Here is a 22,019-nt window from a genome sequence, read left to right as displayed (position 1 = left end):
CCCCTCCGCGCTAGCGCTTCAAGCCGTTGGCGATCCGCAGGAGTTCGTCTGCCGTCTGAATCCCCTTGGAGTTCGCCTCATAAGCCCTCTGGGCGATGATCATGCCCACCATCTCCTCCACCACCTGCACGTTGGACATCTCCAGCACGCCCTGGCGCACCGTGGGCATCCCGTTCTGCCCCGGCTGCCCCACGATGGGCGCGCCGCTCGCGCTCGTCTCCAGGAAGAGGCGGTCGCCCAGGGCACGAAGCCCCGCGGGGTTGATGAAGCGCGCCAGCTCCACCTGGCCGATCTCCTGCGGCTCCGTCTGGCCGGGGATCGTGACCATCACGCGGCCCGTCCGGGTCAGTTGCACGGAGGTGGCGTTCTCCGGGACCACCATGGCCGGCTCCAGCAAAAGCCCGTCCTCGCTGACGATCTGGCCGTCGCCGTCGATCTCCCACGCGCCGGCGCGGGTGTAGGCGATCGTGCCATCCTGCTGGGTCACCTGAAAGAAGGCGTTTTCCCCGGCCATGGTCTGTCCCGCGATGGCCCAGTCCATCTTGTTGTCCGTGATCTGAAAGTGCCCCTGCGTCATGAAGCTCGGCGTGGCGGTGACGCGCGTTCCAAGCCCCACCTGCACGCCCGTCGGCACAGTGGAGTTCGGCTCCACGGGCGTTCCCGGCTCGCGCCACACCTGATAGAGCAGGTCCTCGAAGTCCGCCCTGCGCTTCTTGTATCCCTGCGTGTTGACGTTCGCGAGGTTGTGCGAGACGACGTCCAGATTCGTCTGTTGGGCGATCATGCCGGACGCGCTGGTCCAGAGCGCTCGTAACATCGTTGCTTCCCCCTTTTTCGGGTCGCGGAAACGCCCCGCGGCGCTTCCCGAATCGTCCTCCGCTATCCTCTGCTGTAGGACGTGATCAGCTTTCCCGTCTGCTCGTCGTGGGTCATCAAGGCCTTGGAGGCCGCCTCGTAGGCCCGCTGAGCCTCGGTCATCCGCACCATCTCCTCGACGACGCTGACGTTCGACTGCTCCAGTGCGGCCGAGATGAGACGGGCGTTCTCCACGGCCTCAGGGTCCCCGGACTGCCGCGTGGGCTGAAGGAGGTTCTGTCCCACCTGTCGCAGGTACGTCGGGTTCTGGAAGGTGTAGAGGGGAATGGCCCCCACGGCCTCGCCGTCCGCGACGACCTGTCCCGTCCGGGTGACGGACACGCTCGTCGCCTGCCCCACCTCGATGCCGCCGCCCTCGCCCTGGAGCGTCATGCCGTTGTGCGTGATGATGACGCCCTCGCTGTCCAGCGTGAAGTTGCCGGCGCGGGTGTAGAAGATGTTGCCCCTGCTGTCCTGTACGGCAAAAAAGCCGTCGCCGTCGATGGCGAGCTCCAGGGGGTCGTCCGTCGTCTTCACCACGCCGGGCCGGACGTCCGTCACGTCCTCAGAGTAGACGGTCGCCAGGGCCAGGGTGCCGATCGTCTGCCTGCCCTTCCAGTTCATGGTGAAGGGCGGCACCGTCATGATCTTCGTCTCGGCGTCCTCCGAAACCTTCTCGTGGCGGTCCATGTAGGCGCTGAACTCCGCGTTCGTCGAAACCCGCTTTCTGTAGCCGCTCGTGTCCGCGTTGGCCAGGTTGTTCGTGGTCACGTCCAGGTTCGTTTCCTGCACCAACATGGCCGAACAAGCCGCGTAGAGCCCTCGGTTCAAAAGATCACGCCCCCTAACCCTAAGTCAATAACGACGCCGGCGCCCCTTCTTGAGGTTCACCAGGATCCCGCTCCTGCTGGAGCTCCGCAGGCTGTCAATCTCCGCCAGCGCCCGCCCCGTCCCCAGGGCCACCGACTCCATCGGGTTCTCCGCCGTGAAGCAGTTGATGCCCGTCTGCTGGGCCACCAGCTCCGGCAGGCCCCGCAGAAGGGAGCCGCCGCCGGTCAGCACGATGCCCCTGTCTATGATGTCGGCCGAAAGCTCCGGGGGCGTTAGCTCCAAAACGTTCCTCACGCCATCCACAAGGGTCTGGACCATCTCGCCGATCGCCATGTTGACGGCGGAGCTGGTCACCTCGACCTGGCGGGGCAGGCCCTGCACCAGGTCCCGTCCCTTGATCACCATGCGCTGGTCCTCCTCCAGCGGGACGCAGGTGCCGATCATGATCTTGAGGTTCTCCGCCGTCTGCTCGCCGATGGCCAGGTTGTACTGCCGGCGCAGGTAGCGCATGATCCCCTCGTCGAACTTGTCCCCGCCGAGGCGCAGGGACTTCGAGACGACCACGCCCCCCAGGGAGATCACGGCGATGTCCGTCGTCCCCCCGCCGATGTCCACCAGCATCTTGCCGCGGGCCTCCTCCACGTTGAGGCTCGCCCCGATGGCCGCGGCCATGGGCTCCTCGATGAGGTAGGCCTCGCTGGCCCCCACCTCAAGGGCCGCCTCCAGCACGGCGCGCCGCTCCACGTCCGTCGCACCGGACGGCACGCAGATCATGACGCGGTTGCGGAAGAAGCGCTGCCACCCCTTCGTCACGCGGCGCATGAAGTGCTGCAACATCGCCTCGGTCATGGAGTAGTTCGCGATCACCCCGTCGCGGAGCGGGCGCACGGAGACGATGCTCCCCGGCGTGCGGCCCACCATGTTCTTCGCTTCGTAGCCCACGGCCAAGATGTTGCCCGTGTCCTGATCCACCGCCACCACCGACGGCTCCCGCAGCACGACGCCGTGTTTTCTCTCGTAGATCAGGACCGTCGCGGTCCCCAGATCGATACCGATATCCGTTCCAAACATCGCCTAACCCCCTCGGGAGTCCTCTCCTCACAAGCGCTCCCTCGTTGGAACGCGATCCTTCAAAATTCTCATAGCTTTCATATGGGTCGTGTCCTGCCGCTCCCAGGGAGGCTCAACGGACACGAAACGTTCCCCGTCCTTCAGGCCCTACCCGTCCTCGTCAGCCTCCAGGTCGGACGGCCAGGGGCCGAAGAACGCGCCCTCTCCGCCCATGGGCGGCAGGAGCGGGATTTCCCGATAGGCCGCGCGCCAGAACCACAGCCCGCAGGCCGGGGCGGTCATGGCCGCGTCCTTTCGTGGCGCTCCCTGCAACAGGCCCTCCAGCCAGGCCAGGGGGCGCTCCCCCCGCGCCACGGCATCGACGCTGCCCACGATGATGCGCACCATGTTCATCAAGAACGACGGCGCCCGCACCGTCAGCACCGTCATCGACCCCCACCGCTGGAGGCGGACGCGGTCCAGCCTCCGCACGCTCCGATCCGGGCACTCCCCCGTCTGACAGAAGGCGCGGAAATCGTGTTCCCCCTCCAGCACGCGGCAGGCGTCCCGTGCGAGGCCCGTGTCCCAGGGGGCCGTCCTCCACCAGACGAGGCCGTTCATGTGCGGAGGGCAGACCCAGCCGTGCCAGACGAAGTAGCGGTACTCGCGCCAAAGCGCGCTGTATCGGGCGCTGAAGGACGGGGGCACGGAGAAGAGCCTCATCACGCGGACGTCCTCCGGCAGGTGAAAGTTCACCGCGAGGCGCAGCCTCTCCTCCCGCCACCTCCGGACGAGGGCGAAGGACGCCACCTGTCCCAGGGCGTGGACGCCCCGGTCCGTGCGCCCCGCTCCCGTGACCTTGACGGGCGTGGGCGAGAGGCGCGACAGGGCGGTCTCCAGGGCTTCCTGAACGCCCATCGCGTCCGCCTGACGCTGCCAGCCGCAGTAGCGGCTCCCCACGTAGGCCAATTGAACGGCGTACCGCCACTCCGTCACCGAGAGCCCTCCCCTCTCAGGGGCGCCCGCGGCCCGCGGTCCGCACCCATACCTCAGCCGCCAAACGTCCTCCACAAGAGGAGCGAGGCGGCAAAACACGCACATAAGATTGTAGCGCCTGTGTCGCTTTTTTTCCAGTGCAAAGGGCGCCGTCTCGTCCTTCCCGCCCCGCCCCCGTAGCCCCTGGCCTCCATGGCCAGCGCGATGTCGTCCGCCCTGCGGAAGACGATGATGAAGAGCGGGATGAGCACGGGGAAGAAGGCCACGATGCGGCGAAGGACCCCGCCCTGATCCAGCCGGGCCCCGCGGGAGATCTGCGCGCGCACGATGCGGTCCGTTTCCTCCATCAAAAGGGGGATAAAGCGGAGGGCCATGCCCACCATCATCGCGCACTCGCCGGCGGGAAACCCCAGTCGGGCGAGGGGGCTCAAGAGTTCTTCAAGCCCGTCCGCCATCTCCAGGGGCGCCGTCGTCAGAGGGAGGAGCACGGCAAAGAGCATGAGGATCAGGAGGCGGAACGCGCTGAATCCCCCCGTCCGCAGGCCCAGGAGGAGGTCGCCCTCCCCCCACCAGATCGAGGCCGCGCTGAAGGCGAAGGTGAAGGCGACGAGGAAGAAGACGGGACGGGCGGAGCGCAGCACGGCCGAGAGCGACAGGTGCGAGAGGCGAAGGAGAGCCGCGAACGTCAAAGTGCAGAGGGCCACGGCGGGGACGTCCCCCGCGGCGAAGACCCCGGACACGAGGCACAGGAGCCCCAGGAGCTTCGCCCTGGGGTCCAGCCTGTGGACGACGGAGTCGGCGGGGACGTACTGCCCCATGACCATGGAGGAAAAGCGCACCTTAAGCTCCCCCTCCCGCCGACGATAAGGACAAGCGCTCAGGGCCTGGGGCAAGCCCCTGCCTCAAGAGGTCCCACAGTGCCTCAACCCGCCAGACCAGGGGGAAGGAGGGATGCCGCGCCCGAAGGCGGGCGGACACCTGAAGGGCCCCCGGCCACACGTCGGGCCGGAGCGCCTCCATCAGGGACGGCAGCACCTCCTGCGGCGTGCCCTCCGCCAGGCTCCGGCCCCCGTCCATGACCAGCACCCGGTCGCTGAAGCCGAGCGCCATGTCCAGGTCATGGGTGATGGTGACGACGCTCCTGCCCTCGTCCCGCAGCCGCGTCAGGAGGGCCAGGATGCCGCGGCGGTAGGCGGCATCCAGCCCCGCCAGGGGCTCGTCCAGGACGACGCAGTCGGGGCCGGCAGCCAGCGTCGAGGCGATGGCCGTCAGCCGCTGCTCTCCTCCCGAAAGCTGGAACGGGCTTCGGGACAGGAAGTCCTCCTCCAGCCCCACAGCCCTGAGTGCCCCAAGGACCGCCTCGTCGAGCTCCTCCCCCTCGAGCCCCGCGTTCGCCGGCGCAAAGGCCAGCTCCTCACGGACGGTGGGCGAGAACAATTGCCTCTCTGGCATCTGGAAGACGAGCCCCACGCGCTGTCTCAAGCGGTAAAGAGCCTCCCCGCTCTGGGGCAGGGGCTCTCCCTCCAGGAGGATGCTGCCGGCCTGGAGCCTGTAGAGGCCGTTCATGTGCTGTGCGAGGGTGGACTTCCCGCTCCCCGTCCGCCCGACGATGGAGAGCCACCCGCCCCGCGGCACGTCGGCGGAAACGTCCGAGAGCGCCGCCACGCCATCCGAACCGTCGTCGAAGCGAAAGGCGAGGTGTCGCACCTCGATGAGGGGCGTCCGGCCGGCCGGGGGGACCCCGTCGCGCCGCTGAGGCAGGTTCCACCCCCGCCCCTCCAGCGCGCGGCAGATGCCCTCGGCGTCGGCCGTTGGAACGTCGAGGCCAAGCCCCTGAAGCCTCTCCGTCAGCCGACGAAGGGGCGGGAGCTCGAACCCCAGCGACTCCGCCATGGACCAGAACGCATCGGGAGCCCCCTGCCAGGCAAGGCGGCCCTCGGACAGCAGCAGGACCCGGTCCACGTCGTCGAAGTTCTCCAACTGGTGCGTCACCTGAATCAGGGTGACGCCCGAAGCGTGGACCCTCCGCAGGACCTCCTCCACCTCCAGGCGCCCCTCTGGGTCCAGCATCGAGGTCGGCTCATCCAGGATCAGGCAGCGCACGCGGGCGGCCAGCGCGCCGGCCAGCGCGACGCGCTGCTTCTCCCCACCCGACAGGGCGGAGACCATCGCCCTGCGCTTGTGCTGCATCCCGACCCTTTCGAGGGCCCAGTCCACGCGGGCCTGAATCTCCTGTGGGGGCAGGCCCTGATTCTCCGGCGCAAAGGCCGCGTCGTCCTCCACCACCGCCCCGACGATCTGGTTCTCCGGGTCCTGAAAGACGACCCCCACCAGCCCCCGCAGCTCCTGGAAGGGGAGGTCCTGCGCGTCGCGTCCGGATATAAAACAGGCGCCCCGCGATGGAACCTGCAGGGCGCCCATGATCTTGACGAGCGTCGATTTTCCGGACCCGTTGTGGCCCAGGACGGCGACCCGCTCGCCGCAGCCGACCCTGAGTGAAACGTCCTTAAGCGCCTGGCGCGCTCCGTCGTAGGAAAAGGAAACGGAGCGCAGCTCAAGCATGGGGGGACGGGAGGCCTTCGATCCGTTCAAGGCTCTCGGACGGCGCGCTTACTTCTCGATCAGCTGGACGACGGCCATCTCGGAACCGTCGCCCGCGCGGACGCCCAGCTTGACGATGCGGGTGTAGCCGCCCTTGTCGAAGGACATGTAGCGGGGAGCCACTTCTTTGAAGAGCTTCGTCGCTGCCTCCTTGTGGGGCATTCGGGAGAACACGACGCGAATGTCGTGCACCGAGCCGCCACGAGCGCGGGTGATGAGCTTCTCGGCAACGCGGCGAAGCTCCTTGGCACGGGTGACGGTGGTCCTGACCTGTCCGCTCAGGAACAGGCTGGCCGCCATGTTGCCCAGCATCGCCATCCTGTGGCTGCCGTATCGGCCGAGCGTTCTATGATCCACACGGTGTCTCATAGGTTAATCCTCCTTACCTGCTTTTTCCTTTTTCTCGCGCAGCTTTAACCCCGCGCTTTCCAGTTTTTCCTCAATCTCGGTCAGAGATATCTTGCCGAGGTTGCGGATCTTCAAGAGGTCCTCGCGGGATTTCTGAAGAAGATCCCCGATCGTCTGGACCCCTCCGCGCAGCAGGCAGTTCTCGCTGCGTATGGAGAGCTCCAGCTCGCGGACCGGCCTGGCAAGGAGCTCCTCGTTCCCCGCCGGCCCACTCCTCCTGTCCGCGCCCAGGTCCAGGTCGTAGACGCCGCTTCCGGAACCGTCCGAGCCGGCCTGGCCGACGTTGGCCACGATGTAGCCGAAGTACGTCTGAACGATCTGGGCCGCCTCGCCCACCGCCGCGTCCGGGGCGATGATCCCATTGGTCCAGACGTCCATCGCCAGCCGTTCAAAGTCGGTCCTCTGTCCGACCCGCGCCGCCTCCACCCGGTAGTTCACCCGGAGCACGGGGGAGAAGATCGCGTCCGTGAGCAGCGCGTCCAGGGGAAGATAGGCCGGCCTGGGGCGCTCGGCGGAGAGGTAACCCGTCCCCTGCTCGATGTAGAGCTCCATGCTGAGGTGGGCGCCCTCCTCCATGGTGCAGATCTTCGCGTCCGGGTCGATAAACTCGATCTCGCCGTTCTCCGGGATATCTCCGGCCGTCACGAGCCCCGCCCTCTCAACGTCCAGGGAGACCACGCGAACCTCCTTGCTCTTGGAGCGGACGGGGATGTGCTTCAGGTTCATCAGGATCTCCATCACGTCCTCCCGCACGCCAGGGACCGTGCTGAACTCGTGCAGCACCCCGTCGATGCGCACCGACGTGATCGCAGCGCCCCGGATCGAAGAGAGGAGCACCCTTCGAAGCGCATTTCCCAACGTCATTCCATACCCGCGTTCCAGGGGCTCCAGGTACAGGCGCCCGTAAGTCGGAGTGTTCTCCTCCAGCTTAAGCACCGGGCGCAAGATCTCCAAGGTTTCCAACATAGTTTACGCTCCTATTCTTCGCAGACGCCAAGGGCCGCATTCCATCGCGCCCATCAACTTCCAGCCGCTGATCAAGGGGCGCTGTTAGACGCGGCGTCTTTTCGGCGGCCGGCAGCCGTTGTGAGGAATGGGAGTCGTATCCTTGATGAGGTTGACCTGAAGTCCCGCCGCCTGCAGGGAACGAATCGCGGACTCACGGCCGGGGCCGGGGCCCTTGACGATGACGTCGATCTCCTGCACGCCGTGATCCTGAGCGCCCTTGGCCACCTGCTGGGCCACGATCTGCGCCGCGTAGGGGGTGGACTTGCGGGTCCCCTTGTAGCCCACGTTGCCGCCGCTGGACCAGGAGATGACGTTCCCCTCCTTGTCGCTGATGCAGAGGATCGTGTTGTTAAAGGTGGAGTAGATGTGAGCCACTCCATAGTTTATGTTCTTCTTCTCACGTTTCTTGCCCTTGCGGACTGCCGTTCTCTTCGCCACGCGAGTTTCGCCTCCTCTAAAAATTCCGTTCAGGCCCGGCCGCTACTTCGTGGCGACCTTCTTGTTGGCCACCGTGCGGCGCTTGCCCTTGCGCGTCCTTGCGTTCGTCTTCGTCTTCTGCCCGCGGACGGGAAGTCCCAGGCGATGCCGGAGCCCCCTGTAGCACCCGATGTCCATCAGGCGCTTGATGTTCATGCTGACCTCGCGGCGCAGGTCGCCCTCCACGACGTAGTGCTCCTCAATCTCGCGGCGCAGCTTCTGAGCGTCGTCCTCGCTGAGGTCCTTCACGCGGACGTCAGGGTTCACGCCCGTCGCCGCCAGTATCTTCCTGGCGGAGGGCACTCCGATGCCGAAGATATACGTCAAGGCAATCTCGATGCGCTTCTCGCGCGGAAGGTCCACACCTGAAATACGAGCCATTCGATTACCTCCTCACACCCTGGCGCTGCTTATGACGCGGGTTACGGCTGCAGATGACGTGAACGACGCCATGGCGGCGGATCACCCTGCAGAACTCACAGATCGGCTTGACCGACGGTTTAACCTTCATTGCTCCCACTCCTTGAAAAAACAAACTTAAAATAAGGTCAGCCCTTATTTATAGCGATATATGATCCTTCCCCGGCTCAAATCGTAGGGAGATACCTCGACCAGCACCCTGTCCCCAGGGAGGATGCGGATGAAGTGCATCCTCATCTTCCCCGAAACGTGCGCCAGAAGCTTGTGCCCGTTCTCCAGCTCCACGCGAAACATGGCGTTGGGGAGAGGTTCCGAGATCACTCCCTTAGCCTCGATGACTTCCTCTTTGCCGCCTGCGTTTGCCATATGCTGCCCTGCCTCTCCGTTCTGAAATCTCAATCTAAGCGCATCCCGAGCCCTGCGAGAATCTGGCAGAAGCGGCCTCGGTCGATGTTCTTACCCGCCTCTATCAAAGCGACCAACTCCGCCGCACACTGCGGCGTCACCTGAACATGCCTTGGATTCTTCTTCTTGGGCTGCAGAACATTGAACCGCTCCGCATCCGCCAAAGCCAGTCGATTTCCGTCTAAGAAACCCACGACCACATAAAGCCTGCCCCGGTCCTTTCCCTTTGTGGATCGGACCACCTGCCCAAGACGGCAGGGAACGGGGTCCGGGCCTAACGGCCCATCCGGCTTGTCCATGGGGTCAATATCTCTGGTCCGTCGTCCAGGATGACGATGGACCGCTCAAAATGCGCCGCGTCAGAACCGTCGGCAGTGAGGACCGTCCAGCCGTTTTCGCCCACCCGGACCGCCTCGCGCCCCGACATGATCATGGGCTCGATGGCCAGGGTCATCCCCTTCTGCAGCATGACGCCGCGTCCCGGACGCCCGAAATTGGGGACCTGCGGGGCCTCGTGCAGCTTTTGCCCCACCCCGTGTCCCGTGTAGTCCCGGACGATGCCGTACTTCAGGGGCACGGCGTAGGACTCCACCGCATAGCCGATATCGCCCACTGTCTTTCCCACCCTGGCCGCCTCGATGGCCCTGTTCAGGGAGGTTTCCGTCACCTCCAGGAGCTTTTGACGCTCCGGGCTGATGGCTCCCACCGGGTAGGTGCAGGCCGCGTCCCCGAAGTAGCCGTTCAGGCAGACCCCCACGTCGATGCTGAGGATGTCCCCCTCCTCGAGCTTCCGCTCATCCGAGGGGATGCCGTGTACGATCTCGTCGTTGATGGAGGCGCAGACGATCCCCGGAAAGGGAGGCGTACTGCTCGTCATCCGATACCCCTTGAAGGCGGCCGTTCCGCCGCAGGCGCTGATGTGCTCGCCCGCGATGCGGTCCAGCTCTCCCGTGGAGATGCCGGGACGGACCACCGTGCCGATGTGGTCCAGGATATCCGCCACAACCCTGCCCGCCTTGCGCAGCAGGTCGATCTCGTCGGGGGTCTTAAGGTGCAGCATGCCGGTTCAACGCAGCCTTTACCCCTGCGTAGATGGTTTCCGGGTCGCTCGATGCGTCGATCTCGGAGAGGAGCCCCCGGTCCCGATACCAGGCGATCAGGGGTTCCGTCTGCTCGTGAAAGACCTTGAGCCTGTTGCGGATCACCGCCTCCTGGTCGTCGTCCCTCTGATGGAGCTCGCCGCCGCAGGAGGGGCACTTCGCGCTGACGGCCCCGCCCATCGTGAGGAGGTTGAAGATCCCCCCGCAGGAGCGGCAGGTCCTCCGGTTGGAGAGGCGGCGGACGAGGGCTTCGTCGTCGATGGAGAACAGGAGCACTGCGTCTAGCTTCGCGTGGTGCTCCGTCAGGAAGGACTCCAGGAACTCCGCCTGGGGCACCGTCCTGGGGAAGCCGTCCAAGAGGAAGCCCTCCGTCGCGTCGGGCTCCAGGAGCCGGGAGGACACCATCTTCAGGACGAGGTCGTCCGGCACCAGGGCACCCTGGTCCATGAACTTCTTCGCCTCCAGCCCAAGGGGCGTCCTATCCCCCAGGTTCTTCCTGAAGATGTCCCCCGTCGAAACGTGGACGCACGCCTCCCGCTCCTTCAGCAGGGCGGCCTGCGTCCCCTTGCCGGCGCCGGGAGCGCCTAAAAGGACTAGTCGCATCTCGTCCCGCCCCCTACATGCGAAGCAGGCTTCCGGCCTTTCCGCCGGACTTCTTCAGGATTCCGTCGTAGTGGCGCATCAGGAGCTGGGCCTCGATCTGGTTGATCGTGTCCAGGGCGACGCCCACCACGATCAGGACCGCCGTCCCGCCGAAGTAGAAGCTCCGGGTCCCCACGATGGAGGTCATCACGTTGGGGATGATGGCGACGATCGCCAGGAAGATGCCCCCCGCCATGGTGATGCGCTCCATCACGCGGCTGATGTAGTCCGACGTCGGCTGCCCCGGACGGATGCCCAGAATGAAGCCGCCGTACTTCTTCATGTTCGAGGCGATGTCCGTCGGGTTGAAGACCACCGCCGTGTAGAAGTAGGAGAAGAAGACGACCAGCACGACGTAGCAGAGCGTGTAGAAGGAGAATATCCTGCCCGCCGCAAAGAGGTCACGGATAAAGGCCCCAACGGAACTGTCGCTGAAGAAGTTGGCGATGGTGTAGGGGAAGATCAGGATGGAGGAGGCGAAGATGATCGGGATGACCCCCGCCTGGTTGATCTTCAAGGGGATGAAGGTGCTCTGTCCGCCGTAGACCTTGTTTCCCACGACGCGCTTGGCGTACTGCACCGGAAGGCGGCGCTGCCCCTCCTGCAGCAGGATGCATCCCGCCACCACGACGATCATCAGCGCGAGCCCCGCAAGGAGCGCCAGGAAGTTCATCTCGCCGAGGCGCAGCATCGTCCCCACGCGGATGAAGGCCTCCGGAATACGAGCGACGATGCCGGCGAAGATCAGGAGGGAGATGCCGTTGCCGATCCCGTGGTCCGAGAGCTCCTCGCCCAGCCACATCACCGCCAGGGACCCGGCCGTGAGGGTGGTGACGATCATGAAGGCGTCCCCCAGTGTGCCTGAGAATATCCCCTGGTTGCCGATCCACGCCGTCATGCCCACGGCCTGCACGACCGCAAAGACGATCGAGCCGTACCGCGTCCACTGGATGAGCTTCTTGCGGCCGTCCGCGCTGTCCTTCTGCATCTTTTCCAGGGCGGGGAAGATCACCACGAGGAGCTGCATCACGATGCTCGAGTTGATGTAGGGTGCCACGCCAAGGGAGAAGATGCTGAACTGGCTCAGCGCGCCGCCGGAGAAGAGGTTCAGGAAGTCCATCACACCGCCCCCGACGCTGTTGAAGAGGTTCGCCATGGCGGCGGTGTCAACTCCCGGCGTTGGGATGTGAGCCCCAAGCCGGAAGATGAAGAGGATGCCGAGGGTGAAGAGGAGGCGTCTTTTCAGGTCAGGCAGTTTGAAGGCGTCGCCGAGAGACCCGAACACGTCAGATCACCTCAGCCTTCCCGCCAGCCGCCTTGATCTTTTCCTCCGCACCCTTGCTGAAGGCGTTCGCCCTCACGGTGAGGGCCTTGTGCAAGTCCCCCTTCGCCAGAACCTTGACGGGAAGGGAGGCGTCCGAGATCAGGCCCGCCCTCAGGAGGGTATCGGGAGTGACCTCCTGGCCGGCCTCGAACTTGTCCTCGATGGACCCGATGTTGACGATGTGATAGGTCCGTGCAAAGCGGGCGTTGTTGAAGCCGCGCTTGGGCGTCCGCCTCACGAGGGGCATCTGGCCGCCCTCAAACCCCGGACGAACGCCGCCGCCCGTGCGCGCCTTGTGTCCCTTGTTGCCCTTGCCGGAGGTCTTGCCCGTCCCGCTGCCGATGCCCTGCCCCAGGCGCTTCGCCTTGGTGCGGGAGTTCGGTGCGGGCCTGAGATCATGAAGGTTCATACCCGTCCTCCTCCTCAGTCTTCCACAGTCCAGACCACAAGGTGCCGGACGTGCTCAATCATGCCGCGGATCTGCGGGGTGTCCTCGTGCTCCACCGTGGACTGCAACTTCTTGAAGCCAAGGGCCTTGATCGTCCGCTTCTGACGCTCCGCGAAACCGATGGCGCTCTTGACCCATTTGACCTTAATCTTAGCCATGGTCAACCCTCCTAATCCGCGGAGACGGACGCCGGCTCCGCCACCTTCTTGCCGCGAAGCTTATAGATCTCGTCCACCGTCCGGGTCTCCTTGATCGCCTCAAGGGTGGCCCAGGCCACGTTGATGGAGTTGGAGGTCCGCCCCACCACCTTGGTGACGACGTCCTTCACCCCTCCGAGCTCCATGATGGCGCGCACCACTCCGCCCGCGATGACTCCCGTTCCGGCGGGTGCGGGCTTGAGGAGGACCTTCGCCGCGCCGAAGCACCCGGTGACGGGGTGCGGCATCGTGTCGCCGTTCCTGCGGATGGCGACGAGCTCCTTGCTGGCCTTCTCGATCCCCTTGCGCACGGCCTCGGCGATCTCCTTGGCCTTGCCAATTCCAGCCCCGACGTAGCGGTCGCCGTCGCCCACCACCACGAGGACCGCGAACTTAAAGCGCTTTCCGCCCTTGACGACCTTGCTGACGCGATTTATGGCGACAACGCGCTCCTTGAGGTCCAGTGATTTAGCATCGATTCGCTTTTTGATCATGTTCAGCCTGCTCTCCTGATCCTAAAACTTAAGGCCGGCCTCGCGCGCCGCGTCAGCCAGGGCTTTGACCTTGCCATGATACTGATGCCCGCCGCGATCAAAGACCACCGTTTCGATCCCCTTCGCCTTCGCGCGCTCCGCGGCCAGCCTGCCGACGACCTTGGCAGCCTCCACGTTGCAGGTCCCCTTGAGCTCACCCCTCAGGGACTTCTCAAGGGTGGAAACGGAGGCCAGAGTACGTCCCAGGTCGTCGTCGATGATCTGAACATAAAGGTGGTTCAGGCTGTGGAAAACGGCCATCCGCGGCTTCTCTGCCGTGCCGGCCAACGTGCGGCGCAGCCTCTCATGCCGCACAATGCGCATATCGTTTCTGCTTCGTTTTCTCATCTTCTGCGCTCCCTAGCTACTTCGCACCCGTTTTTCCGGCCTTGCGGATGATGTGCTCGTTCTCAAAGCGGATGCCCTTGCCGTGATAGGGCTCCGGCGGGCGATACTGACGCAGGAGCGCACAGGTCTGCCCCACCAGCTCCTTATCGATCCCCTTGACGACGATCTTGATCGGGTTCTCCACCACAATCTCGACGCCACTCGGAGGGGTGAACTCGACGTTATGCGAAAAGCCCAGGTTCATGACCAGCTTCTTGCCCTGCAGCTGAGCCCTCCAGCCGACGCCCACGATCTCCATCGTCCTCTGAAAGCCCTCGGTCACCCCGGTGACCATGTTCGCGATCAGGGCACGGGTCATGCCGTGCCACGCACAGGTCTGCTTGTCGTCGCCCGATCGGGTGACGTGCACCTTCTCGCCCTCAACGTCCACGGCGATGCCCGGCATCAGGGGCGCGAAGAGCTCGCCTTTTGGGCCCTTGACTGCGATCTTATCTCCCTTGACGGAGACCGCGGCTCCCTTGGGCAGGACCACCGCTTTTCGTCCAATACGAGACATAGAGAAGCCCCCTTACCACACGTAGCACAGGACTTCGCCGCCGAGGCCCAGCTTCATGGCCTCGGTGCCGGTCTTGAGCCCCTGAGAGGTGGAGAGGATCGCGAGCCCCAGGCCGCCCATGACGACCGGAAGCTTGTCCTTCCCCACGTAGAGGCGTCGGCCGGGCTTGCTGATGCGGCGCAGCCCCTGGATCACCCGCTCACGCTCCGGCCCGTAGGAGAGGAAGATGCGGATGGAGGCGTAGGGCTTCTTCGGATCGGTGATCGTCTTGACGTTCTTGATGTACCCCTCGTCCTTCAGGATCCTGGCGATGGCCAGTTTCATCTTGCTTGCGGGAACATCCACGCTTTCGCTGTAAATCATGTTCGCGTTGCGCACTCTCGTGAGCATATCCGCGATAGGATCGTTAACGTACATTCCGTTGCCCCCTTAGGCTACCAGCTCGACTTGACAACGCCGGGTATTCTGCCCTCGCGGGCAAGCTTGCGGAAGCAGCAGCGGCACATATCAAACATGCGCATATATCCGTGGATTCTGCCGCAGAGCGGGCAGCGGTTGTGCTGCCGAACCTCAAACTTGGGGGGCAGCTTTGCCTTGTACTTCAACGCTTTCCTTGCCATTTCAGATCGTGCCCCCTCTTTAGCGGTTGTTGAAGGGCATTCCCATGCCCTTGAGGAGCGCATGGGCCTCCTCGTCCGTGGACGCGCTCGTTACGATGGAAACGTTCATGCCCCTTGAGCGGATCACCTTGTCGTAGCTGATCTCCGGAAAGATCAGCTGCTCCCGAAGGCCGAGGTTGTAATTGCCGCGCCCGTCAAAGCCCCTGCGGGAAACCCCCTGGAAGTCCTTGATGCTGGGCAGCGCGAGGGAGATGAGGCGGTCCAGGAACTCCCACATGCGATTTCCCCTGAGCGTCACCGAGCAGGCCACGGGCATCCCCTCGCGGACCTTGAAGCCCGCAACGGACTTCTTGGCGCGCTTCAGGAGGGGCTGCTGGCCCGTGATGGCGCGGAGCTCCGCAATGGCGGCATCCATGAACTTGATGTCCAGTTTCGCGTCGCCCACCCCGATGTTCACGACGACCTTCTCGACCCTGGGGAGCTGCATGACGTTCTTGTATCCAAACTCCTTAAGCAGGGCGGGAGAGATCTCCTTCTTGTATTTTTCCAACATGCGCGGAACCATTTCTAACTCCTCCCCACTCAGGCCTTGTCGATGATCTCACTGCACTTTTTGCAGACTCGAACCTTCTTGCCGCTCTCCAGGAAGGAGGAGCCCACGCGCACCGCTGCGCCGCAATGGGGACAGACCAGCATGACCTTCGAGGCGTAGATGGGCGCCTCCTGCTTGTGGATTCCGGACTGGGGGTTCTTCTGGGTCGGGCGCACGTGACGCGAAACCAGGTTCACGCCCTCCACCACCACCAGATCACAGTCCGGGATGCGGCGCAGGATCTTGCCCTCTTTCCCCTTGTCCTTGCCGGATATCACGCGCACCCGGTCGTTTTTCTTAAGCCTTACAGACATAATGGCACAGCCTCCTAAACCACTTCAGGCGCAAGCGAGAGGATGCGCATGTACTTCTTGGCGCGCAGCTCTCTGCCGACGGGCCCGAAGATGCGCGTGCCCTTGGGCTCGCCGTTGGCGTCGATGATCACTGCCGCGTTGTCGTCGAAACGGACGTAGGAGCCGTCGCGGCGACGAACCTCCTTGCGGGTCCGAACGATCACGGCCTTGACGACCGATCCCTTCGCGATGTTGCTGTTGGGGATGGCCTCCCTCACCGAGGCGACGATGACGTCGCCGATCGTGCCCCACTTGCGCTTGCTGCCTCCCATGACCTGAATGCAGAACAGCTTCCGCGCGCCCGAATTGTCAGCAACGTTCAGTACTGTCGTCAGCTGAATCATAAGTTACTCCTCTCCGGGCGTATCAGAATCGAAGACGGGAGCACGCCGCGTGACCTCAACCAGTTCCCATCTCTTCGTCTTGCTCAGGGGCCGGGTTTCGCGAATGCGAACCTCGTCGCCCACCCGGCAGGTGTTCTCCGCGTCGTGCGCCACGTACTTCTTCGCGCGGCGGATCCGCTTCCCGTAGAGAGGGTGCTCCGCGAGGCGGGAAACCTTAACCACAACCGTCTTGTCCATCTTGTTGCTCACGACAATTCCCACGCGGACCTTGCGGTGCACGGGAGCTGTCTCCTTATAAGGCTCCATGGAAACCTACCTCCTGGCGGCATCTGAGGCCATCGCCTGGCGTTTTTCCCCCGCGATGGTCAGCACTCTGGCTATAGTCTTGCGAACGTCACGGATGCGGCTCGTGTTCTTGAGCTGCCCGACTGCGTTCTGAAAACGAAGGTTGAAGAGCTCCTCCTTGTACTGGCTGTACTTCTCCTGAAGCTCATCCAGCGTGAGTTCGCGAAGTTTCGTCGCATCCATCAGTTTTCACCACCCATGCCTTCCCGTGATACAATGCGCACCTTTACGGGCAGTTTGTGCGAGGCCGTTCTGAAGGCTTCCGCCGCGAGCTCAGGAGAGATCCCTGAGAACTCGAAGAGCACGCGGCCCCGCTTGACGGCAGCAACCCAGAACTCAGGAGCGCCCTTTCCCTTTCCCATACGGGTTTCGAGGGGCTTCTTCGTGTAGGGGCGATCCGGAAAAACCCGAATCCATATCTTGCCGCCCTTCTTCATCTTTCGGGAGATGGCGACGCGCGTCGCCTCGATCTGCCGCGCTGTAAGCCACACGTTCTCAAGCGCCTGAATCCCCCAGTCGCCAAAGGCGATCGTGGTGCCTCCCTTGGAAACGCCGCGCAGCGGAGACCTGTGCGACTTGCGGTATTTGACTCTGCTGGGCATAAGCATAAAGAACTACCCCCTTGCCTTGTCGCGATCGCGGCGCGACCCGCGCATCATCATGGGACGCTCGTGCTCGCGGTCGCGGTAGATCCAGATCTTGCAGCCGATCACGCCGTACATCGTCCGGGCCTCGGCGAAGCCGTAATCGATGTCCGCCTTGATCGTGGAGAGAGGAAGACGCCCCTCGTTGTACCACTCCGTGCGCGCGATCTCCGCGCCGCCAAGGCGCCCCGCCACTTGGGCCTTGATCCCAAGGACGCCCGCCTTCGTCGCCCGGAAGATGGCCTGCTTCATGGCCCTGCGGAAGGAAACGCGGCGCTCCAGGGCGGAGGCGATGCTCTCCGAAACCAGCTGAGCCTCCACGTCGGGGTTCTTCAACTCATGGACGTTCACCATCACCTTGCCGCCGGTCATGGCCTGAAGCTCGTCCTTGATCGTCTGGATCTCCGTGCCGCCCTTGCCGATCACGACGCCGGGACGTGCCGTCCAGATCGTGAAACGAATCACGTGCCCCACGCGCTCGATCTCGACGCGGGAGATGGCAGCTCCCTCCCACTTCTTCATGATCCAGTCATGAAGCCTGAGGTCCTCATGGAGCTTTGCAGCGTACTCCTTGCGCCCCGCGTACCATTTGGACTGCCAGTCCGAGGCGACACCAAGCCTGTATCCTACGGGATGAACCTTCTGTCCCACGAATAAACCCTCCTAACGTTCCGCAACCGTAACGGTCACATGGGATGTGCGATGCACATAAGGATGAGCGCGCCCCATGGAGACGGGACGAAAGCGCTTCATCACGGGTCCCTGGTCCGCGAAGGCCGTGAGGACGTACAGCTTATCCATATCCATCCCGTAGTTGTGCTCTGCGTTCGCCACCGCGCTCTGCAGGACCTTGTACACGATCCGCGCAGCCTTCTGGGGGCTGAAGCGAAGGATCGTGAGGGCCTCCTCGGCGCCCTTGCCGCGAATCAAGGTGAGAACCTGCCTCACCTTCGTCGGGGCGATTCGGGCCTGGCGAGCCATGGCCCTTGCTATCGTCTTAGCTTCCATCAGCGGCCCCCTCCTACTTAACGCCCTTGGCGACGCGCTCCTGGCCGGCATGGCGTGCGGACTTGCGCGTCGGGGCAAACTCCCCCAGCTTGTGCCCCACCATGTTTTCGCTGATGTACACCGGCAGGTGCATCCGGCCGTTGTGCACGGCGATGGTGTGCCCGATCATCTGGGGGACCACCGTGGAGCGACGGGACCAGGTCTTGATGACCTTCTTGTTTCCCGATATGTTCATATCCTCAATTCTAGCCAGGAGCCTCTGTTCAATGAAAGGTCCCTTTTTAGTAGAACGAGCCATCCTCTAACGTCCTCCTCGTCTGTTACTTATCGTAACGGCGACGCACGATCAGCCTGTCGGAGGCCTTGTGTTTGCGCGTACGATATCCCTTAGCCGGCGTACCCCAAGGAGAAACGGGATGCTTGTTGCTCTTGCTCTTTCCCTCGCCGCCGCCCAACGGGTGGTCCACCGGGTTCATCACCATGCCGCGGACGGAGGAACGACGGCCGCTCCAGCGGGTCTTCCCCGCCTTGCCCAGGGAGATGTTTTCATACTCCTCGTTTCCGACCTGCCCCACCGTGGCCATGCACTCCAGGAGGAAGAGGCGGAGCTCGCCGCTCGGCATGCGGAGGTAGGCGTACTTCCCCTCCTTGGCCATGAGCTGCGCGGAGGTCCCCGCGGAGCGGACCAGCTTCGCGCCGTGGCCCGGCTGAAGCTCAAGGTTGTGAACGATGGCGCCCACCGGAATGTCCTTCAGCTTCAGGGCGTTACCCGGCGTGATGTCCGCCTCCGGACCGGCCAGGATCGTGTCCCCCACCTTCAGCCCCTTGGGGAGAAGGATGTAGCGCTTCTCGCCGTCCAAGTAGTGAATCAGGGCGATGCGGGCGTTGCGGTTGGGATCGTACTCGATCGTCGCCACCTTGCCGGGGACGCCGATCTTGTCGCGGCGAAAGTCGATGATGCGGTAGGTGCGCTTGTGACCGCCGCCGATGTGGCGCATCGTGATGCGCCCCGTGTTGTTGCGTCCGCCGTGCTTGCGCAGCTCGCAGGTCAGGGAGCGCTCCGGCTTGTCCGCCGTGATGTCCTCACGCCCCTGAATGGTCATCTGACGGCGGCCAGGGGTATAGGGTTTGAACTGTTTGATTGACATATCGACTTACCCCTTTCTAGATCGAAGCGCCCTCAAAGAACTCGATGCGCTGCCCCTGGGGGAGGGATACGATCGCCTTTTTCCAGGAGCGCGTCCTTCCAATGGAAGCGCCCATGCGCTTGGGCTTGCTCTTGACGTTGATGGTGTTGACGCTCAAGACCTTGACCTTGAAGGCCTCCTCGACCGCGTTACGGATCTGAATCTTGTTCACGTCCCGGCGGACCTCAAAGGTGTACTTGTTGAGCTCCATCAAAGCGCTGCTCTTCTCCGTGATGACGGGGCGAATAATGATATCGTGAGCTGAAAGACTCATCTCGCGTAAACCTCCTCAAGGCGGGCGACGACCTCCGGAGTCACGACCAGCGTCCTGGAGTTCAGAAGATCGTAAACGTTGATGCTCGCAACGTTCAGATACCTGGCTCCGGGGATGTTCCGGACGGAGCGGGCCACGTTCTCGCCGTTGCCGCTATAGATCACGAGGGCCTTCTCGGCGCCGATGGCGCTCATGAAGCCCTTCATCGTCTTCGTTGAGGGGGCCTCCATCTCCATGCCCCGGACCACCAGCATCTGCGCGTCACGGACCTTCACGGAGAGGGCGCTCAATAACGCCAGACGGCGAACCTTCTTGTTCACCTTCTGGCTGTAGTCCCTCATCTTGGGGCCGTGAGCGACGCCGCCGTGGACCCAGAGGGGCGAACGGGTGCTCCCCTGACGGGCGCGGCCCGTGTGCTTCTGGCGCCAGGGCTTCTTGCCGCCGCCGCTGACGTCGCCGCGGGTCTTCACCGCGTGCGTCCCCTGGCGGCAGTTCGCGAGGTGCGCCACCACCACCTGGTGCATAACGGCAACGTTAATCGGCGCGCCGAACACCACCTCGGAGAGCTCCATCTCACCGGCGCTCTGGCCGCTGAAATCAACCACTTTAATCGTTGGCATAATCGGGTTACCTCCTTCCCCTTATCCCTTACTTTTTGTACAGGGCGACCAGGCCATCCTTAGCGCCCGGCACGGCCCCCTTGACAAGGAGGAGGTTGTTCTCCAGATCGACGGCCATCACCGTCAGGTTCTTGACCGTGACCTTGTCGCTTCCCATGTGTCCGGGCATCCTCTTCCCCGGAAACACGCGCCCGGGGTAGGAGATAGCGCCGCTTGAGCCGCCATGGCGGTGCTCCACCGAGGTTCCGTGGCTGAACTGCTGGCCGCCAAAGTGGTATCGCTTCATAACTCCGGCAAACCCCTTGCCCTTGCTGACTCCGCTGACGTCTACCTTCTCGCCCGCCTCAAACAAATCCACCCTGATTTCCTGCCCCACCTCGTAGCCCTCCGCCTTGTCGAGGCGGAACTCGCGAAGCGTCTTTTTGGGCTCGACCTTGTTCTTGTCGAACAGGCCCTTTACGGGTTTGGACAGCTTGTGGGGCTTCACGGCCCCAAAGCCGAGAAGAACGGCAGAGTACCCGTTCTGTTCGGGGGTTCGGACGGCCACGACCGGGCACGGGCCCGCCGCGATGACCGTCACCGCGACAGCCTGTCCCTCAGCGTCGAAAATCTGAGTCATGCCCATCTTCTTCCCCAGGATTCCTATACCCATCGTTTTCTCTCCTTTCAGCCTAAGCGCTTTCCGTCGGCTCCAGCCCCAGGGCTAGAGCTTTATCTGAATGTCCACTCCAGAGGAAAGATTAAGCTGCATCAACGCATCCATGGTCTTCTGCGTCGGTTCAATGATATCGATGAGACGCTTGTGCGTCCTCATCTCAAACTGCTCCCGAGCGTCCTTGTCCTTGTGGGGCGACTTCAGGATCGTCACCCGGCCGATCTCGGTGGGCAGCGGGATGGGGCCAGAAACCCTGGCCCCCGTGCCGGCTGCCGTTTCCGCGATCTGGGCCGCAGACGTGTCGAGAATTCTGTGGTCAAACGCCTTCAAACGAATGCGGATCCTCTTAGCCACTTGAGCGTCCCTCTTCCTGCGATCGCGGCGTTATTCCAGGATTTTGGTGACGACGCCGGCGCCCACCGTGTGGCCGCCCTCGCGCACCGCGAAGCGCAGCCCCTCCTCCATGGCGATGGGCACGATCAAAGACACCTCAAACGTGGCGTTGTCCCCAGGCATCACCATCTCCACACCATCCGGCAACTTGATGTCCCCCGTCACGTCCGTCGTCCGGAAGTAGAACTGCGGCTTGTAACCCGCAAAGAACGGCGTATGGCGCCCGCCCTCCTCCTTCTTCAGAACGTACACCTCGCCCTTGAACTTCGTGTGCGGCGTCACCGTGCCGGGCTTCGCCAACACCTGGCCCCGCTCCACCTGGTCCTTGTCAATGCCACGGAGCAGGATCCCGACGTTGTCTCCCGCCTCCGCGTCGTCCAGGATCTTACGGAACATCTCAAGAGACGTCGCCACCGTCTTCTTCGTGTCACGCGACATACCGACGATCTCCACTTCCTCGCCGGCCTTCACCTTCCCGCGCTCCACGCGACCCGTCACCACCGTACCGCGCCCCGTGATCGTGAACACGTCCTCGATCGGCATCAAAAACGGCTTGTCCGTGTCACGAACCGGGTCCGGAATGTAGCTGTCGCACGCGTCCATCAGGTCCCAGATCGGCTTGCAGATCGGGTCCTCGCGCGTCCCGTTCCCCTTCTCCAGCACCTCGAGGGCAGACCCACGAATGATCGGCGTATCGTCGCCAGGAAACTCGTACTTGTTCAGAAGCTCTCGAATCTCCATCTCCACCAGGTCCAGAAGCTCGGGGTCGTCCACCTGGTCCGTCT

General features: G+C 63.6%; 37 protein-coding genes. All 37 read right to left on the bottom strand.

The window, feature by feature from the left end:
• Positions 1-10 precede the first annotated feature (10 nt).
• Positions 11-817, bottom strand: coding sequence for a flagellar basal-body rod protein FlgG (gene flgG, locus ACO41U_RS05625; protein ID WP_485942253.1), 807 nt, complete (start codon positions 815-817; stop codon positions 11-13).
• A 62-nt stretch (positions 818-879) separates the two neighbouring features.
• Positions 880-1,686: a flagellar hook-basal body protein gene (locus tag ACO41U_RS05620; RefSeq protein WP_485942251.1), complete on the bottom strand. Its 807-nt coding sequence runs from the start codon at positions 1,684-1,686 to the stop codon at positions 880-882.
• Positions 1,687-1,710: 24 nt separating this feature from the next.
• The gene (gene mreB / locus ACO41U_RS05615) at positions 1,711-2,757 is read right to left on the bottom strand and encodes a rod shape-determining protein (RefSeq protein ID WP_298777889.1); all 1,047 of its coding nucleotides are present in this window, start codon (positions 2,755-2,757) and stop codon (positions 1,711-1,713) included.
• A gap of 147 nt (positions 2,758-2,904) precedes the next feature.
• Positions 2,905-3,732, bottom strand: coding sequence for a tRNA pseudouridine(38-40) synthase TruA (gene truA / locus ACO41U_RS05610; protein ID WP_485942249.1), 828 nt, complete (start codon positions 3,730-3,732; stop codon positions 2,905-2,907).
• Positions 3,733-3,785: 53 nt separating this feature from the next.
• Entirely contained in the window at positions 3,786-4,571 is a 786-nt protein-coding gene (locus ACO41U_RS05605) for an energy-coupling factor transporter transmembrane component T family protein (RefSeq protein ID WP_485942247.1), read from the bottom strand.
• A gap of 1 nt (position 4,572) precedes the next feature.
• Complete coding sequence (locus tag ACO41U_RS05600) at positions 4,573-6,324, bottom strand: ABC transporter ATP-binding protein (RefSeq protein WP_485942245.1); 1,752 nt, start codon at positions 6,322-6,324, stop codon at positions 4,573-4,575.
• A gap of 18 nt (positions 6,325-6,342) precedes the next feature.
• On the bottom strand, positions 6,343-6,702 hold the full coding sequence (gene rplQ, locus ACO41U_RS05595; protein ID WP_208872815.1) for a 50S ribosomal protein L17: 360 nt from the start codon (positions 6,700-6,702) through the stop codon (positions 6,343-6,345).
• A 3-nt stretch (positions 6,703-6,705) separates the two neighbouring features.
• Positions 6,706-7,707 (bottom strand): DNA-directed RNA polymerase subunit alpha, encoded by a 1,002-nt coding sequence (locus ACO41U_RS05590; RefSeq protein WP_485942242.1) that lies wholly within the window; start codon positions 7,705-7,707, stop codon positions 6,706-6,708.
• An 84-nt stretch (positions 7,708-7,791) separates the two neighbouring features.
• Positions 7,792-8,187 carry a 30S ribosomal protein S11 gene (rpsK, locus tag ACO41U_RS05585; RefSeq protein ID WP_208872817.1) on the bottom strand — a complete coding sequence of 132 codons (396 nt, stop codon included), beginning with the start codon at positions 8,185-8,187 and terminating at the stop codon, positions 7,792-7,794.
• A gap of 42 nt (positions 8,188-8,229) precedes the next feature.
• A complete protein-coding gene (rpsM, locus tag ACO41U_RS05580; protein WP_298780047.1) occupies positions 8,230-8,607 on the bottom strand; it encodes a 30S ribosomal protein S13 in 378 nt (125 codons plus the stop codon).
• Between the two features lie 4 nt (positions 8,608-8,611).
• The gene (gene rpmJ, locus ACO41U_RS05575) at positions 8,612-8,737 is read right to left on the bottom strand and encodes a 50S ribosomal protein L36 (protein WP_298780049.1); all 126 of its coding nucleotides are present in this window, start codon (positions 8,735-8,737) and stop codon (positions 8,612-8,614) included.
• A 44-nt stretch (positions 8,738-8,781) separates the two neighbouring features.
• Positions 8,782-9,012 carry a translation initiation factor IF-1 gene (gene infA, locus ACO41U_RS05570; protein ID WP_015556299.1) on the bottom strand — a complete coding sequence of 77 codons (231 nt, stop codon included), beginning with the start codon at positions 9,010-9,012 and terminating at the stop codon, positions 8,782-8,784.
• Between the two features lie 313 nt (positions 9,013-9,325).
• On the bottom strand, positions 9,326-10,111 hold the full coding sequence (map, locus tag ACO41U_RS05565; RefSeq protein WP_298780053.1) for a type I methionyl aminopeptidase: 786 nt from the start codon (positions 10,109-10,111) through the stop codon (positions 9,326-9,328).
• The gene (locus ACO41U_RS05560; protein ID WP_298780055.1) at positions 10,098-10,754 is read right to left on the bottom strand and encodes an adenylate kinase; all 657 of its coding nucleotides are present in this window, start codon (positions 10,752-10,754) and stop codon (positions 10,098-10,100) included. Before ACO41U_RS05560 ends, map begins: the two co-directional genes overlap by 14 nt.
• A gap of 13 nt (positions 10,755-10,767) precedes the next feature.
• A complete protein-coding gene (gene secY, locus ACO41U_RS05555) occupies positions 10,768-12,078 on the bottom strand; it encodes a preprotein translocase subunit SecY (protein ID WP_298780057.1) in 1,311 nt (436 codons plus the stop codon).
• Position 12,079: 1 nt separating this feature from the next.
• Positions 12,080-12,526 carry a 50S ribosomal protein L15 gene (gene rplO, locus ACO41U_RS05550; RefSeq protein ID WP_298780059.1) on the bottom strand — a complete coding sequence of 149 codons (447 nt, stop codon included), beginning with the start codon at positions 12,524-12,526 and terminating at the stop codon, positions 12,080-12,082.
• A gap of 14 nt (positions 12,527-12,540) precedes the next feature.
• The gene (rpmD, locus tag ACO41U_RS05545; RefSeq protein ID WP_015556304.1) at positions 12,541-12,723 is read right to left on the bottom strand and encodes a 50S ribosomal protein L30; all 183 of its coding nucleotides are present in this window, start codon (positions 12,721-12,723) and stop codon (positions 12,541-12,543) included.
• A gap of 11 nt (positions 12,724-12,734) precedes the next feature.
• Positions 12,735-13,256 carry a 30S ribosomal protein S5 gene (gene rpsE, locus ACO41U_RS05540; protein WP_485942237.1) on the bottom strand — a complete coding sequence of 174 codons (522 nt, stop codon included), beginning with the start codon at positions 13,254-13,256 and terminating at the stop codon, positions 12,735-12,737.
• Between the two features lie 21 nt (positions 13,257-13,277).
• Entirely contained in the window at positions 13,278-13,643 is a 366-nt protein-coding gene (gene rplR / locus ACO41U_RS05535) for a 50S ribosomal protein L18 (protein ID WP_298780064.1), read from the bottom strand.
• Positions 13,644-13,659: 16 nt separating this feature from the next.
• The gene (gene rplF, locus ACO41U_RS05530) at positions 13,660-14,199 is read right to left on the bottom strand and encodes a 50S ribosomal protein L6 (RefSeq protein ID WP_298780067.1); all 540 of its coding nucleotides are present in this window, start codon (positions 14,197-14,199) and stop codon (positions 13,660-13,662) included.
• 12 nt (positions 14,200-14,211) lie between these two features.
• On the bottom strand, positions 14,212-14,616 hold the full coding sequence (gene rpsH / locus ACO41U_RS05525; protein ID WP_298780069.1) for a 30S ribosomal protein S8: 405 nt from the start codon (positions 14,614-14,616) through the stop codon (positions 14,212-14,214).
• A 17-nt stretch (positions 14,617-14,633) separates the two neighbouring features.
• Positions 14,634-14,819, bottom strand: coding sequence for a type Z 30S ribosomal protein S14 (locus ACO41U_RS05520; RefSeq protein WP_015556307.1), 186 nt, complete (start codon positions 14,817-14,819; stop codon positions 14,634-14,636).
• A gap of 19 nt (positions 14,820-14,838) precedes the next feature.
• On the bottom strand, positions 14,839-15,384 hold the full coding sequence (gene rplE / locus ACO41U_RS05515; protein WP_298780077.1) for a 50S ribosomal protein L5: 546 nt from the start codon (positions 15,382-15,384) through the stop codon (positions 14,839-14,841).
• Positions 15,385-15,401: 17 nt separating this feature from the next.
• Positions 15,402-15,725 carry a 50S ribosomal protein L24 gene (gene rplX / locus ACO41U_RS05510; RefSeq protein WP_298780079.1) on the bottom strand — a complete coding sequence of 108 codons (324 nt, stop codon included), beginning with the start codon at positions 15,723-15,725 and terminating at the stop codon, positions 15,402-15,404.
• Between the two features lie 14 nt (positions 15,726-15,739).
• Positions 15,740-16,108, bottom strand: coding sequence for a 50S ribosomal protein L14 (gene rplN, locus ACO41U_RS05505; RefSeq protein WP_015556310.1), 369 nt, complete (start codon positions 16,106-16,108; stop codon positions 15,740-15,742).
• A gap of 3 nt (positions 16,109-16,111) precedes the next feature.
• Positions 16,112-16,414, bottom strand: a complete 303-nt coding sequence (gene rpsQ / locus ACO41U_RS05500) for a 30S ribosomal protein S17 (protein WP_298780084.1) — start codon at positions 16,412-16,414, stop codon at positions 16,112-16,114.
• Positions 16,415-16,420: 6 nt separating this feature from the next.
• Positions 16,421-16,636 carry a 50S ribosomal protein L29 gene (rpmC, locus tag ACO41U_RS05495; protein ID WP_015556312.1) on the bottom strand — a complete coding sequence of 72 codons (216 nt, stop codon included), beginning with the start codon at positions 16,634-16,636 and terminating at the stop codon, positions 16,421-16,423.
• Complete coding sequence (gene rplP / locus ACO41U_RS05490; RefSeq protein ID WP_298780090.1) at positions 16,636-17,061, bottom strand: 50S ribosomal protein L16; 426 nt, start codon at positions 17,059-17,061, stop codon at positions 16,636-16,638. The genes rpmC and rplP overlap by 1 nt, the downstream gene beginning before the upstream one ends.
• Positions 17,062-17,067: 6 nt before the next feature.
• Positions 17,068-17,748, bottom strand: coding sequence for a 30S ribosomal protein S3 (rpsC, locus tag ACO41U_RS05485; RefSeq protein WP_208872829.1), 681 nt, complete (start codon positions 17,746-17,748; stop codon positions 17,068-17,070).
• Positions 17,749-17,760: 12 nt separating this feature from the next.
• Positions 17,761-18,105, bottom strand: a complete 345-nt coding sequence (rplV, locus tag ACO41U_RS05480; RefSeq protein WP_298780094.1) for a 50S ribosomal protein L22 — start codon at positions 18,103-18,105, stop codon at positions 17,761-17,763.
• A gap of 13 nt (positions 18,106-18,118) precedes the next feature.
• Positions 18,119-18,403 carry a 30S ribosomal protein S19 gene (rpsS, locus tag ACO41U_RS05475; protein ID WP_298780097.1) on the bottom strand — a complete coding sequence of 95 codons (285 nt, stop codon included), beginning with the start codon at positions 18,401-18,403 and terminating at the stop codon, positions 18,119-18,121.
• A 22-nt stretch (positions 18,404-18,425) separates the two neighbouring features.
• Positions 18,426-19,253, bottom strand: coding sequence for a 50S ribosomal protein L2 (gene rplB, locus ACO41U_RS05470; protein ID WP_298780100.1), 828 nt, complete (start codon positions 19,251-19,253; stop codon positions 18,426-18,428).
• Between the two features lie 16 nt (positions 19,254-19,269).
• A complete protein-coding gene (gene rplW, locus ACO41U_RS05465; protein ID WP_298780102.1) occupies positions 19,270-19,566 on the bottom strand; it encodes a 50S ribosomal protein L23 in 297 nt (98 codons plus the stop codon).
• Complete coding sequence (gene rplD, locus ACO41U_RS05460) at positions 19,563-20,186, bottom strand: 50S ribosomal protein L4 (protein ID WP_485942230.1); 624 nt, start codon at positions 20,184-20,186, stop codon at positions 19,563-19,565. Before rplD ends, rplW begins: the two co-directional genes overlap by 4 nt.
• Positions 20,187-20,214: 28 nt before the next feature.
• The gene (rplC, locus tag ACO41U_RS05455) at positions 20,215-20,838 is read right to left on the bottom strand and encodes a 50S ribosomal protein L3 (protein WP_298780107.1); all 624 of its coding nucleotides are present in this window, start codon (positions 20,836-20,838) and stop codon (positions 20,215-20,217) included.
• Positions 20,839-20,889: 51 nt separating this feature from the next.
• Positions 20,890-21,195 (bottom strand): 30S ribosomal protein S10, encoded by a 306-nt coding sequence (rpsJ, locus tag ACO41U_RS05450; RefSeq protein ID WP_208872833.1) that lies wholly within the window; start codon positions 21,193-21,195, stop codon positions 20,890-20,892.
• A gap of 30 nt (positions 21,196-21,225) precedes the next feature.
• Positions 21,226-22,019, bottom strand: a 794-nt coding sequence (locus tag ACO41U_RS05445) for an EF-Tu C-terminal domain-related protein (protein ID WP_485942227.1), incomplete at its 5' end; no start/stop codon positions are given.

Source organism: Fretibacterium sp. (assembly GCF_057312375.1).
The sequence above is the reverse complement of the archived record's forward strand: the minus strand, read 5'-3'. Positions and strand labels throughout refer to the sequence as shown.